General features: G+C 35.4%; 10 protein-coding genes. 9 read left to right on the top strand and 1 reads right to left on the bottom strand.

Features of this window, described 5'->3' with window-relative positions:
- The first annotated feature begins 407 nt into the window (after positions 1 to 407).
- The 3 genes from MF646_RS01275 to MF646_RS01265 all read left to right on the top strand — a co-directional run bounded on the left by MF646_RS01275 (position 408) and on the right by MF646_RS01265 (position 3934).
- Positions 408 to 1367, top strand: a complete 960-nt coding sequence (locus MF646_RS01275; RefSeq protein ID WP_250094667.1) for an aldolase catalytic domain-containing protein — start codon at positions 408 to 410, stop codon at positions 1365 to 1367.
- 372 nt (positions 1368 to 1739) lie between these two features.
- Positions 1740 to 3086, top strand: coding sequence for a branched-chain amino acid transport system II carrier protein (gene brnQ / locus MF646_RS01270; RefSeq protein ID WP_250094666.1), 1347 nt, complete (start codon positions 1740 to 1742; stop codon positions 3084 to 3086).
- A gap of 221 nt (positions 3087 to 3307) precedes the next feature.
- Positions 3308 to 3934: an SGNH/GDSL hydrolase family protein gene (locus MF646_RS01265; RefSeq protein WP_250094665.1), complete on the top strand. Its 627-nt coding sequence runs from the start codon at positions 3308 to 3310 to the stop codon at positions 3932 to 3934.
- An 83-nt stretch (positions 3935 to 4017) separates the two neighbouring features.
- Here the strand turns inward: MF646_RS01265 and MF646_RS01260 are convergent, their stop codons facing one another.
- Complete coding sequence (locus tag MF646_RS01260) at positions 4018 to 5388, bottom strand: MATE family efflux transporter (protein WP_250094664.1); 1371 nt, start codon at positions 5386 to 5388, stop codon at positions 4018 to 4020.
- 352 nt (positions 5389 to 5740) lie between these two features.
- Between MF646_RS01260 and MF646_RS01255 the strand changes: the two genes are divergently transcribed.
- The 6 genes from MF646_RS01255 to MF646_RS01230 all read left to right on the top strand — a co-directional run bounded on the left by MF646_RS01255 (position 5741) and on the right by MF646_RS01230 (position 14835).
- The gene (locus MF646_RS01255; RefSeq protein WP_250094663.1) at positions 5741 to 6694 is read left to right on the top strand and encodes a sugar kinase; all 954 of its coding nucleotides are present in this window, start codon (positions 5741 to 5743) and stop codon (positions 6692 to 6694) included.
- 36 nt (positions 6695 to 6730) lie between these two features.
- Positions 6731 to 7366 (top strand): bifunctional 4-hydroxy-2-oxoglutarate aldolase/2-dehydro-3-deoxy-phosphogluconate aldolase, encoded by a 636-nt coding sequence (locus MF646_RS01250; protein WP_250094662.1) that lies wholly within the window; start codon positions 6731 to 6733, stop codon positions 7364 to 7366.
- A gap of 186 nt (positions 7367 to 7552) precedes the next feature.
- Positions 7553 to 9124: a response regulator transcription factor gene (locus tag MF646_RS01245; RefSeq protein WP_250094661.1), complete on the top strand. Its 1572-nt coding sequence runs from the start codon at positions 7553 to 7555 to the stop codon at positions 9122 to 9124.
- 7 nt (positions 9125 to 9131) lie between these two features.
- Entirely contained in the window at positions 9132 to 10853 is a 1722-nt protein-coding gene (locus MF646_RS01240) for a sensor histidine kinase (RefSeq protein WP_250094660.1), read from the top strand.
- A 125-nt stretch (positions 10854 to 10978) separates the two neighbouring features.
- Positions 10979 to 12637 (top strand): ABC transporter substrate-binding protein, encoded by a 1659-nt coding sequence (locus MF646_RS01235; RefSeq protein ID WP_250094659.1) that lies wholly within the window; start codon positions 10979 to 10981, stop codon positions 12635 to 12637.
- A gap of 140 nt (positions 12638 to 12777) precedes the next feature.
- Entirely contained in the window at positions 12778 to 14835 is a 2058-nt protein-coding gene (locus MF646_RS01230; RefSeq protein WP_420842469.1) for an alpha-glucuronidase family glycosyl hydrolase, read from the top strand.
- Positions 14836 to 14945 lie beyond the last annotated feature (110 nt).

The following is a 14945-nucleotide window of genomic DNA, read 5'->3' as shown; positions in this document are numbered from 1 at the left end:
TAATAAGAGTACTAACAGCCCCGCCAACGCTGTCAGTGTAGCGACCCCACTTGTCGCTCTACCCAACATGATTGTACTATTAAAAAAGGTTAAATCAGTTAAGCCTATGTAAATAACGTTTAAAGTTTTCATAAAGAAAGTAAGGTCAACCAAGAAGGGTGCTAGGGTGATGTAAGTTCTAGCGCCTTTTTTGTGTTATCACGAGTAATTGGTGTAATGTGTCGAGTAAGACCGGTTTACGGCTAGTAAAGCTGTTCTTACGAAAGTTCTAAGAGGAAAAATTATTTGAATATTGACAACTATTATCGAATCATGGTACAAACTGCATATGGTTTTTCTACATATTGAGTTGTAAGTGGCACAAAAGAGCATACTGAAAATAAGAATAACAGAAGGAAGGTCTTACGATGGAACAGAGTTGCCAGATTATAGATTGTACCATTCGAGATGGGGGATTAATTAACAACTGGGATTTTAGCGTTGAATTTGTTCAAGACTTGTATGACGGCCTTAGCGCTGCAGGCGTTGAATATATGGAAATTGGCTATAAAAATTCACCAAAGCTTCTCCAAGCGACGGAGCCGAACCCATGGAGATTTCTTGATGATAACTTCTTAAAAGAAATTATTCCTGAGAAAAAGTTCACAAAGCTTTCTGCTTTAGTCGATATTGGGCGTGTTGACCCTGACGATATTTTGCCGCGTGAGCAAAGTCCTTTAGATATGATTCGTGTCGCTTGTTATATTCGTGAGGTTGATAAAGGATTAGAGCTTGTTCAAATGTTTCATGATTTGGGCTATGAGACATCGCTTAACATCATGGCGCTATCTAGTGTACCTGAGAATCAACTAATTGAAGCATTTAATATGGTGAAAAAGAGTGCTGTTGATGTAGTTTATATTGTTGACTCTTTTGGAAGTTTAGATCCAGCTGACATTCAGCACCAAGTTAACAAGTTTAAAGAAATGATACCTAACAAGAAGCTAGGCATTCATACACATAACAATATGCAATTAGCTTTTGCGAATACGCTGACTGCGATGCGAAATGGAGTTACCTTTCTTGATTCTTCTGTTTACGGAATGGGCCGAGCTGCAGGAAACTGTAATACAGAACTTCTCGTTACTCATATCCAAAAAGCGAGTTATGAATTAAAACCAGTACTTGATGTTATTGAAAAGCACATGCTAGAAATGCGTCAAAGATGGGAATGGGGATACATCATTCCTTATATGATCTCTGGAACCTTAAATGAACATCCACGTGTTGCTATGGCCTACCGTGCAAGCGAAGATCGTAATAAATTTGTTGATTTTTATGATAAGGTAACTTCACCAGAATCTTCTTTGGCTCCAGAGTCGAAGTAGGTTATTGATTCAAAAGAGAAGGGGCTGTCTAAAAACTCCAGAACAGAGGAGGCAATAGCACCGTCGCTAAGCTCCGTGAAAGTGTAATCCAATCCTCTCAAGGCTTTATTTTAAAAGATGTAGCGACTCCGCACATTGCTTCAGGGGTGTCTCAAAAGGTCAAAAACAGACCTTTTGAGACACCCCATTTTTGATTCAATTTCTACCCTTCCGAAAAATGTCGTATTTTCGGAATAAACATTGCTTTTACTATTTTAGTATGATATATTATCATCCGTTGGCTTTAAAATTATTGTAATTTAAATTTTTTGATAAAAGACAAAATTTCGTAATATAGTTTTTGTTCTGGGAAAATGTAGGAGGATATTATATATGTCATCAAGAGCTTCATTCACAAATGTTATTGCAGTAGGGTTTATGTTGTTTGCTTTATTTTTTGGAGCTGGGAATTTAATTTTCCCTGCGATGCTTGGTCAAATGGCTGGAGAGAATATACTATCTGCGAATGCTGGTTTTATCGTGACGGGTGTCGGATTACCAATTCTAGCGATATTAGCTTTGGCCTTTTCGGGTAAAGGTGATTTACAATCACTAGCAAGTCGAGTACATCCGTTTTACGGAATAATTTTTACTGTTGCTCTTTATTTAGCTATCGGGCCACTTTTTGCTATACCGAGAACAAACACGGTTTCTTTTGAAATGGGAATTAGGCCATTTTTAAGTAACCATGATAGCTTTTTACCATTGTTTCTTTTTTCAATCGTATTTTTTGGAATTGCACTCTTTTTCTCATTACAATCTAGCAAACTAGTTGATATTATTGGGAAAATTTTAACTCCATTATTATTAATTTTTATCGGAGTTCTTATTGCCGTTTCATTCGTTAAGCCGATTGGACAAGTTCAAGCACCAGTAGAATCCTTTATAGATAATAGCTTTTTCAAAGGATTCCAAGAGGGCTATTTAACGATGGATGTTCTTGCTGCTTTTGTCTTTGGTATTGTGATTATTAACATCATGAAGGACAGAGGAATTACGACGAAAAGGGAAATCATGATCTCTACTCTAAAAGTAGCATTAATTGCTGGCGGGCTACTCGCAATCATTTATTCTTCCCTTACGTACATGGGGGCAAAGAGTGTTATTGAGCTAGGCCATTTAGATAATGGAGGGGCCATTTTAGCGAGTGTATCAAATTACTATTTTGGATCTTTTGGTAAAGTAGTATTAGGCTTTATCGTGATTGCTGCATGTTTAACAACGAGTATCGGATTAATCACAGCCTGTGCATCATATTTTAATAAGATTGTACCTTCTATTTCTTATAAAAAATGGACAATAAGTTTTACGATTTTTAGTGCAGTCATTTCGAATTTTGGTTTATCTACTTTAATCAACATTTCGGTTCCGGTATTATACATGCTTTATCCATTAGCAATGTGTTTAATGGTTCTTACATTTTTACATCCGATCTTTAAAGGAAAACAGAAAGTTTATCAGATTAGTATTTTGTGTGCCTTTATTGTTAGTTTTTTTGAAGGGTTAAATGCAGCCGGCTTTCAAATTGAGACTGTCCATAATCTATTTACTGCGGTTCTTCCTTTATATACTGTTGGATTAGGTTGGGTTGTTCCGGCTATAGTAGGTGGAGTCATTGGCTTTTTGGTCAGTTCAGTTGGCAAAGAGACAGTGAACCATACTTTGGTTGAAGAGAAATAGAAAAACATAACTTAAAAGCTATCTAACGGCCAATGGGTGTTAGATAGCTTTTTGTTAGAAAGAGAGAAGTATAGTCCAAGAACATTGACTTCAACTACTTCATTAAGTTTTTAAATGATTTTATATACTTTTTACCCTTGGAAATAGAAATGATCTGAAATATAATAAACCTACTAATTACCAATATATACATATGTCATATTAATAGGGGAGCTTATAGAATGAAGGCGACAAAAATCTTATTTATTGGAGATAGTATAACTGATTGTGGAAGATTAGAAGATCACGATGGTTTGGGATATGGCTATGTAAGACTATTGCATGATTATTTGGTGACAACTTATCCATCTATGACTTTTCAATTTGTGAATGTAGGGATAAATGGAAATCGAATTGTTGATTTGTTTTCAAGGTGGCAAAAAGATGTAATAGACCATCAGCCAGACTTTGTTTCTATATCAATTGGAATAAATGATGTATGGAGACAACTAGACCGTCCAGAAATGGAACAAGTAACACCAGAAGACTATAATCGAATTTACATTGAGTTATTAAAAGAAGTTAGAGACAAAACCAATGCTAAAATCTTATTAATGGAACCAACGATCATTGGGGAGGACCCTAACTCAATTGGAAATGAAATGCTAGTAGATTATGTAGAGATCGTAAATACAGTAGCGAAACAGTTTAATGGAACAGTTATACCAACAAATAAAGCGTTTATCAACTTTTTGCAATCCAATCCTAATCATAAGCTGACGACAGATAGTGTACATATGAATACAAAAGGAAACATGCTAATGGCTACGACCTGGCTTAAAGCTATTGAAGATCAACTTGTATATTAAGTAGTTTCTTAGTAGGGCATTGAAAAAGGTGAAAAATTTACCTTTTTCAGTGTCCTCTACTCATTGTGTTTGACAGACTTCTTTTACCCAAGCGCTTTATTTTTCTGTTTTTCTTTTTTTACTAATACTTTCTTTTCCCAGACTCTGCTCTTCCAACGTCCAAATAAAACTAACCCTCGCAGCCATTCATCAACAACAAAAGCCAACCAAATCCCAATCAATCCGTAGCCAAGTTGAATACCTAGTAAATAATATAATGGGACACTAAAGCACCAGATGATGATAATGGTCACCATCATTAAGTAGCGTGCATCGCCAGCAGCCTGAATTGCTTGACCGAGGACAATGTTAAAGCAGCGACCAGGTTCTAGAAAAATCCCCATTAGAATCAACATACCACCTGTAGAAATAATTAATGGGTTATCAGTAAAAAGACTAAACAATGGTTCTCTAGCTAAAATAAGAATGATAGCAACACCTAGACAAAGTAACATACTCATCCGCAGATTTTTTAGAGCCGTTTTGTACGCTTGTTCAAATTCTCCGGCACCAACCAAGTGCCCTATTATAATTTGAGTTCCTCTTCCTAAAGAAATGGAAATGACAATCGCAAAGAATAAAATATTTAAAGTGTAAATTCTAGTCGTTAACATCTCCTGTCCAAGTGAAACAATAAAACCTGTAGTAACAATTTGACTTAATGAATAAGAAAGGTTACCAATTGCACTTGGAACGCCAATACTTAAGATTTGGTAGAGCCGTTCCTTATTCCAATCGATCATATCTTTTATATGTAGTCGAACGTCAACTCTCTTAAATAAAATCATAAAGTTAACGATAAGTCCTAAAAATTGACTTGCAACTGTGGCAACAGCAACTCCAACTACACCTAATTGGGGAAAGCCGAAAGCTCCAAAAATTAATAAATAATTTCCTATAATGTTTATAATGTTCATTCCTACTGTTACAAACATTGTATCCCTTGTAAAGCCATGGGCTTGAATAATTGCCGAAATAGTGAGCATCATCGCTTGCAGGAACAAAGCTCCCCCTACTATCAATAAAAAGCTTCTTGCTTGTTGAAATAATGCTGGTTCTAAGTTGAAGAATCCTAAAAACGTTTTGCTAAATAGAATCATAATGATGCTAATGATTAAACCAAACAAGAAATTAAAGGTAATCGCATTCCATGCAAATTTTCGAACATCATTGTATTTGTTTGCACCAAGATATTGAGCGATAACTACTCCTGCTCCAGTAGCACCAAATTGAAAAAGAAAAAACATAAACATAACTATTTGGTTAGAAACACCGACGGCTGCTACAGCTTCGTCTGATATGAAACTTAACATAAAGGTATCAGCTGTTCGAAGGGACATGTGCAAGAATGTTTCGATAAAAATAGGCCAGGTTATTGCAAAAAGAGAGAGTTTTTTTACTTCACTTGTAGCCATTAAAGTCTCCTATTCTAAAAATTTGTTCAAAATCATCTGTAAAACGCTTTCAATAACAAACTTAATCTATTCATTTGTTTATGGATTCATGCCCTAATAGTAATATATATTACTATAAATGCAACGGATAATTTTAAAGAGTATAAAGAAAAATAAGAAAAATATTAACCAATCTAATTGTTTGTCAAACTATTTATAACATCTGAATTATTACGAAAACTTAGTTTGAACGATACACAAACTAAGAATGTGATGATATAATCATAAAAAGTGAAAGCGGTAACAAATATTTTTGGAATAAGGCCATTGTTTTAAGATGGACCTAACTTTTTAAGGGAGGGAGAAAATTCTTATGGTAGATGTATTGACAATAGGAGATGCTATGGTTTCATTGAATCCTCAGGCAAAGGGACCTTTGAGGTTCGTATCAACTTTTGAACGCAAAGTAGGTGGAGCCGAGTTAAATGTGGCAATAGGTTGTTCCAGATTAGGATTACATACAAAATGGTTTAGTCGGCTTGGACAAGACGAATTTGGCAGATATATTCTTAACTTTGTTCGAGGTGAAGGTATTGATGTGTCTCATGTCAAGCTTGTTGAGGGATATCCTACCTCTGTCTATTTTAAAGAGATCATGGAGGATGGAAGTGGAAGTACATTTTATTATCGCTCGAACTCTCCAACATCAACATTAACAGAGGAAGAATTAGACGAATCGCAGTTTGTAGGTACAAAACTACTGCATATAACCGGTGTTTTTCCAGCTATTGATTCTAAAAAGAATATTAATGTTATTAAAAAGGCCATCATTTTAGCAAAAGAACAGAAAATGCTTATTTCTTTTGACCCTAACATACGTTTGAAATTATGGTCTAAGGAAGATGCGAAAGCGGCATTAACTGAATTTCTCCCATATGTCGATATTTTGTTAACTGGTTTAGATGAAGCAGAGATGTTATTTGGTACAAACGACCCCAAAACGATTATTGCAGAATGCAAGCAATTTGGAATCTCCTATGTTGCGATTAAGCTAGGAGATAAAGGGGCAATTGGGTTTTACGGGAACGAATATTTGGAGAGTCCACCAGTTGCACCAAAAAAAGTAGTGGATACAGTTGGTGCAGGTGATGGGTTTGATGCGGGTTTTATCTATGGAGTGTTGAATCAATGGCCGTTAGAAAAAACGCTGCATTTTGCTAATACAATTGGTTCCATGGTTGTCAGTGTAACTGGTGATAATGAAGGTCTGCCTTATTTAGATGATGTATTAGTGCAACTAGGTGAAAAAGAGTTTATTGAGCGATAATAATACATAGAAAGCAGAAAAGAATGGAGGAGAAGCATGAGTTTATTACAAGAAATTAAGGGTAGTGGAGTTGTCGCAATTATTAGAGGGGCCACGATTGATAATATTATTCCAATTTCAAAAGCATTACGTGAAGGTGGAGTGAAGACACTTGAGATCACTGTAGAAACACCAAATGTATTATCTATTATAGAAAAAGCTTCAACAGAATTAGATGGTGTGATCGTGGGGGCAGGTACTGTACTTGATCCTGAAACAGCACGAGCAGCTATTTTGTCAGGAGCTAAGTTTGTTTTCTCACCAACTGTGAATACAGAAACCATTCGAATGACGAAACGCTATGGTGTGATTAGCATATCAGGAGCTTTAACTCCTACAGAAATTTTAACAGCTTATGAACATGGATCTGATGTTATTAAAGTATTTCCGGCCAATGTATTTGGACCAACTTATTTGAAAGATGTGCATGGACCCCTTCCGCATATTCCTCTTATGCCAACAGGAGGAATTAACTTATCCAATACGGCTGATTACATAAAAGCCGGTGGGGTTGCTGTAGGACTTGGTAGTTCTTTAGTAAATACAAAGCTAGAAATGAATGAGAAAACGTTAGCAGATCTAACGGCTAAATCTAAAGAGTTTGTTAATGAGGTGCAAAAAGCAAGGCGTTGAGTCTATAAAAATTAGAAACAGCTTCGGAGGTGTCAAATAAGGTGATGTTGTCCCTTTTAATGGCACCTCTATCACTTTTTTATGATTCTTTACTTACATGTTATTTAGTTTCTCCCACTTTTTGTACAAAGTGTGAATGGGAACAGCATATAGACTGAATCTTGTATGAAAGGGGTTAGAAATAGGATGAACAAGGTAGTACTAGTAGATGACGAACACTTTGTTAGAAAAGGGATATTAGCACTTGTAGATTGGCAAGATTGTGGTTTTGAAGTTTGTGCAGAAGCATCTAACGGTGAAGATGCATTAGAAATCATTGAACGAACCAAGCCTGATTTAGTTATTACAGACATACGTATGCCTGTACTAGATGGTTTAGAATTAATACGGCATTTAGTGGAAGACAAACAATTTCCAACTAAGTTTATTATCCTAAGTGGCTACAATGACTTTAAGTATGCTCAAAAAGCTGTTCGATACGGAGTTGTCGATTTTATATTAAAACCACTTGATCAAGACGAGATTGAAATCGTATTAAAGCAATTGACCAAAACACTTGATGAAGAAAGGAAGGTCAAAGAGTACAGGCAAAACATATTAGTAACAAATTTGTTTGAAGAATTAGTTTCAGGGAACATGGAGAATGTCAAAGAAGAGCAAACCGATATGTTACGCTTAGATTCAGTTAATCAAATGAATTATTTAATTGTTGAAATAAATGAAATCATTTCAAGTCCTATAGATAGAACTAGGATAGAATCATATAAAACGGTGATCGGTAATGCGATATGCGATCTAACCAAAGAGGAAATATGGGCGGTAAGAGAACATGAGTTACTTCGATTTGGGGTAACAATTACCGACAACCATTTGGCGTGCTTTGATCATAATATTTTTGTGTTTGTAAGTAGCTTACAAAATAACTTACAACATGAACTTGATAAAAGTTTAACGATTTATATTGGTCAAACGGTAAATAAGATCAACCAACTAAATGTATCCTTTGAATCGGCAATTGAATCTTTGCAGTATAAATATATGAATGTTAGTAATCAACCAGTTATGTTTGATAAAGTTAAAGACTTGTCCATCGCTCATATGGATATAGATGACCATTTGTATACATCTCTTATGGAATCAATCGAAGAAAAGGATAAAAAGAACATTCAAGAAAAAATCGATCTTATTTTTTCAGAGTTTCAGGTTCAGCTCTTTGCTCCAGGGTCAATAAAAGCATCGATTACTCGATGTGTAAATAAAATCATCAAAACGATTAGAAGTATGGAAGGCAATGAACAACAACTGACTACGCTTACTCCTATGTTACATTTGCATGATAGCTCGGTGACATTCATTCAATTAAAAAAGTTATTTTCGGAATTGGTACTTGAGGCTTGTGAGTACATTTGCAGCTTGCGAAAGAAGAATGGAAAAGGTGATATATACAAGATAAAAGCGTATATTGAAAGTAATTTTAATGAAAATATTAGTTTGAAAAGTATAGCGAGTGCTTTTTATATGAATCCTGTCTATATGGGACAGCTTTTTAAAAAGACTTATGGGGTGTATTTTAAAGAATTCCTTCTGCAATTAAGGATTGATGAATCAAAAAAGCTCCTTAGGCAAACAACATTACGAGTTTATGAAATTGCTGAGAAAGTAGGATTTAGAAATTCAGATTATTTTGTTACTCAATTTGAGAAACAAGAAAGCATGACTCCAACTGAATATCGTAAGTCACTCGAAAGAAATGGATGAAACAGGTATGAAAAAGTTTAGCCTAAATAACGTTCAACTTAAGAATAAATTATTAATTACTTATTTCTTATCTGTCTTTATTCCGATCCTCCTAACAAACATCATTTTTTATCATGTAACAATCAATAATGTTAAAAAACAAAAAATGCATGATTTAACACTTGCTTTTGAGCAAGTAGAAAATGAATTTATTAATACAGTGGATGAGGCTATAGGGGTTTCGACAACGATATATACTGATAATATCATTCATGGTTTTTTAGAAAAAGAGTATGAATCTGTTATTGAGTATATAACAGATTATGAATCTATTTTTCGTAACTTTAATAAATATAGCCCTGTCTATTCTTCAATTAAAGAAATTACGTTTTATACCGATAATCAATCGATGCTGTTTGCAGGAGGGATTCACAAAATTACGGAGGACGTAAAAACGAATGCACTACATCAAGAATTTATGTTATTAGAACAATCGCATCCGGTTTTACGGAGAAATGAATCAACCGATATATTTAGTGTGATCCGAAAGTTAGACTATTTTCAAAATAATACAAGAGAGAAGTTCGTAAAAATAGACCTAAATACAGATATGATTAAACAAGCTTTTAACAATGTAACATTTCAAGGTCATATTTATTTAGTAGGTGCAGAGGATCAGATTGAATACAGTACGGGTACAGTTAAAAATGATGAGCAATTAAATTTCTCGAAACTGTCTGATATTCCTCAAGAGTCCATTACTTTTGAAAAGGAGTTCGAACTTAATTACTTAAATAATTGGAAGTTAGTTGGAGTTGTTTCTGAGAATGCTATATTAGAAGAAGTGCAGAATTCTGGAAACTTTATTTTGTATTTAGCCGCTCTTAATTTCTTCATACCATCTTTTGTTATTATATGGATTTCGTCTTCTCTTCATAGTCGGATATTACGAATACTACGCCATATGAAACGAATGAGAAACCAAAATTTCGCATTGATAGATGGTATAGAGTACAAAGATGAAATAGGGCAATTAACAAGTGAATTTAATCGGATGGCCAAAAAGATTAATGATTTAATCAACGACGTTTATATAGCTAATCTACAAAAGAAAGACTTAGAGCTAAAGAGAAAACAGGCTCAACTTAATGCGCTGCAGAGTCAAATTAACCCGCATTTTCTTTTTAATTCATTAGAAACCATTCGTATGAGAAGCTTACTGAAAAATGAAGTTGAGACAGCCAAGATTATTCAAAATATGGCTAAGTTGTTACGAAACTCTATATCGAGTGGGAAAGATTGGGTGAAGATTCAAGAAGAATTAAAAATTATTACTAGTTTCTTAGAGATTCAGCAATATCGGTTTGGTGAAAAGTTGCAATACGAGATAGACGTTGATCCAGCTTGTAAAGAGTTAGATATTCCATATATGTCTCTTATTCCTTTTGTAGAAAATGCAAGTATTCATGGAATTGAACCAAAAAGAGGTAATGGGTTTATCCATATCCAGTTAAAGAAGGTTGAAGACGGTGTGATGTTTACCATTACAGATGATGGAGTTGGCATGAATGATAGGAAGCTAAATAAGTTAGTGCAATCAACTCATAACGAAGATGATATGGGAGAAAACATTGGTGTAAAAAATGTCTACTACCGATTAAAGCTGCTTTATGGTGATGATTTTGATTTTGAAATAAACAGTATTATTGATAAAGGCACAGAAGTCCGAATCTTTTTTCCAAGTAAATAGAAGACTCTAAGCTTTTCTAAGTATGAACTATACTTTGCGGGGTCACAGCGACAGAATTTAAGCGTTATAATGTAAGTGCTTACAAAATAAGTGCTAATAAGTACACTTGTTAGGAGCAGTCATGCATGAGAACTAATTGTTTGCTTATTGCTACATTGTTTATTTGTTTAGGAGTAGTTACGGGATGTAATCGTGATGAAAGTGAACATGTGAATACCGATCTAAATGGAGAGGATCTAGTTACGTTCACATACTTTAATGCTGCTAATAACGGAAGAAACATGGATTCCAACGTAACGACGATTGGGAAAATGTTTGAACAAGAAACGGGAGTGAACTTTAAAGTAGAGTATCCTGTAGGTGATATTGATACACATGTTGGAGTGATGATAGCTAGTGGACATTATCCAGATGTATTAAGTCCCGATGTAGCCGTTGATAAAGTAGTTGAAGCTGGAGCCTTCATTCCATTAAACGATCTAATTGATGAATATGCGCCCAATTTAAAGGAAGTATACGAACCTTACTTAGATATGATGAAGCATGAAGATGGAAATATTTATTATATTCCTTTTGGAGCGAGTAACGGTTATATTCCCAATCCTAATATTTACCAAGGTGCTTTTTGGATACAACGAGGTGTTTTGAAAGAGTTTGGGTACCCAGAAATCACGACGCTCGATCAATACTTTGATCTAATCGAAGCATACGAAAAGAAGTACCCAAAGATTAACGAACAAGAAACGATTGGTTTTACAGCTCTAACGTATGATTGGAGGTTTTTTACTTTAGCTAATCCTCCTGCCCATTTAGCTGGATATCCTAATGATGGTGATGTAATTGTTGATATGGATACGTACGAAGCTGAAGTATATGGAAATAAAGACATCACTAAACGTTATTTACAAAAGCTGAATGAAATAAATAGCAAAGGATTATTTGATAATGAAGCTTTTATCTCAACCTATGAAGAATATTTAGAAAAAATATCTTCTGGTCGTGTGCTTGGATTTTTTGACTATCGTTGGCAGGTTGGGACAGCATTTAATTATTTAAGTGAAGCAGGGGACGATGATCGAGAATATATGGCATTACCGATTGTTTTTGATGAAACGATTAAAGATCAATATCTCGATCCACCATCATTTACGGCAAACAGAGGAGTTGGTATTACGATTAACGCCGAAGATCCTGTCCGTATTATGAAGTTCTTTGATCATTTGATGAAGGAAGAAAATCAGAAGTTGGTAAATTGGGGAATTGAAGGGAAAACGTATGAAGTGAATGACGAAGGGCGTTTTTATCGGACGGAGGAACAAATTGCTTTAACAAATCAAGCGGATTTCCGAGAACAATTTGGCTTTTCGATTTTTGAATGGTATTGGCCTCGAGGGAATGGGTTGTATTCTGATGGAAATGCATGGGAACCACGACGTCAGCAGGAAGTGGCTATGAATGATTATACAGAGGCAGATCGAGTACTACTAGATGCTTATAACATTGAAGTCTTTTCTGATTTATTTTCAGAACCGGCAGAGCGTCCATGGTTTCCGGCGTGGAGTGCAAACGTAGAGCCAGGATCGCAAGCAGCGATTTATGAACAGGAAAAGTACGAGTTACAAAGGCTTTGGTTCCCTCAAATGATTTTAGCTGATCCCGATGAATTTGAATCAGTTTGGGACATGTATGTAGAAGAGTTTAATCAAACAGGCTACGAAGCATTTGAGCAAGTGATGAATGATTTCATTCAAAAAAGAATTGAATTAAGCAAGAACAATCATTAAAAGATTTATGGTTATCATCAGCTGTACTCGATGACCTATTAGACATCATAAAGTAATCATTTTGCGTATAGAGAGATGTCATTTGAATACTCTTGAAAACTAGTCGTTTTAAGTCAAAGTAATTCAAGGAGGAAACAATAATGAGCATGAGCGTTAAAGAGGTAACTGAAGCATACAAAGGTTGGTTAAGATATGAAAAGATTCAAGATCAAGATTGGATGAATGAAAATGAGAAGTGGCTTTCTGCTATCGTATGTTCCGGTAGTCGTACTACAGTTATCGAATCAGCTATAGAGGAACTCATCGAAGCATTCACAAACATGGCAGGCCAAAAGCCGGTGCTAAGCAATTCTGTTCAAAGCTCCTATTCTATTGTTTTATCAAAGATAGAAGGAGGAGATGAAGCATCAAATGAATTAAATGATGATGGTTATATTATTCGAGCAGAAAAAACAGATAATGGATCGACCATTTTGTTAGCTGGTAAAACAGACATCGGCATTCTTTATGCAAGCTTTCACTTGTTAAGACTAATACAAACTAGAACCAACTTAGAGACCGTCAATCTGAGAGAAAACCCGACGAATCAGTTAAGAATGATTAACCAGTGGGATAATATGGATGGAAGTATTGAGCGAGGCTATGCTGGTGAATCTATTTTTTATGAGAATAATCAGTTTACAACCAATCTTGAACGAATTAAAGATTATGCCAGGTTGCTCTCCTCAGTTGGAATTAATGGAATATCCATTAATAACGTAAACGTTCATGCCGTTGAAACCAAGCTTATTACAAATGCATTTCTACCTAATGTAGCAAAAGTGGCCGAGATTTTTCGAGGTTACGGGATTAAAACGTTTTTAAGTATTAATTACGCTAGTCCTATTCAATTAGGCGATCTAGAAACGGCTGATCCGCTAGACGATAACGTTCGAAAATGGTGGAAGGAAAAAGCAAAAGATGTTTATAGTTATATTCCTGACTTTGGGGGATTTGTCGTCAAAGCAGATTCAGAACATCGCCCTGGACCTTTTACGTATGGAAGAAATCATGCAGATGGTTCGAATATGCTAGCAGAAGCGTTGGAGCCTTTCGGAGGAATTGTCATTTGGAGATGTTTCGTATACAACTGTATGCAAGATTGGCGTGATCGTAAAACAGATCGTGCAAGAGCTGCGTATGATCACTTTAAGCCATTAGATGGACAATTCCGTGAAAATGTCATCCTCCAGATAAAAAATGGACCAATGGATTTTCAGGTGCGTGAAGCGGTATCTCCACTATTTGGAGCCATGAATGAAACAAATCAAATGTTAGAGTTTCAAATAACCCAGGAATATACTGGACAGCAAAAGCACGTATGTTACTTAATTCCTCAATGGAAAGAGATTTTAGAATTTGAAACGTATGCAAAAGGGGAAGGAACTCCAATCAAACGGATTGTTGATGGTTCTACATTTGAAAATTGTTATAGTGGGATTACAGCCGTTTCAAATATTGGTAATGATACGAATTGGACTGGACATCAACTCGCTCAGGCAAATCTATTTGGGTTTGGTCGTTTGATTTGGAATCCTGATCTTTCTGTTGAAGAAATTACAAATGAATGGGTTCGTGCAACATTTGGAAATGACCCTGACGTGGTAGAGCAAATATCTATTATTCTTAAGGATTCATGGCCAATATACGAAAATTATACATCTCCACTTGGTGTCGGTTGGATGGTTAATCCCGACCATCATTATGGACCGAATGTAGATGGATATGAATACTCTGTATGGGGAACCTATCACTTTGCTGATTGTTACGGGATAGGAGTTGATCGTACGGTTGCTAGCGGAACAGGTTATACAGCTCAGTATTTTGCTGAGAATGCTAGCATGTATGAATCATTAGAAACATGCCCAGATGAGCTATTGCTATTTTTCCACCATGTTCCATATACGCATAAATTAAAATCTGGAAAGACCGTTATACAACATATCTATGATACTCATTTTGAAGGGGTCGAACAGGCGATAGCTTTAAAAGAGCGCTGGAGCAGCTTAGTAGGGAAGGTTGACCCGGAGCGCTATCAAAATATACTAGACCGACTCAATGGACAAATAGATCATGCAAAACAGTGGCGAGATATTATTAATACTTACTTCTTGCGGAAGTCTGGTATTCAAGATGAAAAAAATAGAAAGATTTATTAAATCATATTAAAGTGATGAGGATGATTCAAGTTATAGCTCCGAGACAACACGTATACACAATATACGGGTGTGACTATTTTCGGGAATATTAATTTGTAGTCATCCTCATC

This window comes from Halalkalibacter alkaliphilus (assembly GCF_023555415.1).
Lineage (GTDB): Bacteria > Bacillota > Bacilli > Bacillales > Bacillaceae_D > Halalkalibacter > Halalkalibacter alkaliphilus.
Note: the sequence above shows the minus strand (reverse complement) of the source record. Positions and strands in the feature narration are given on the sequence as shown.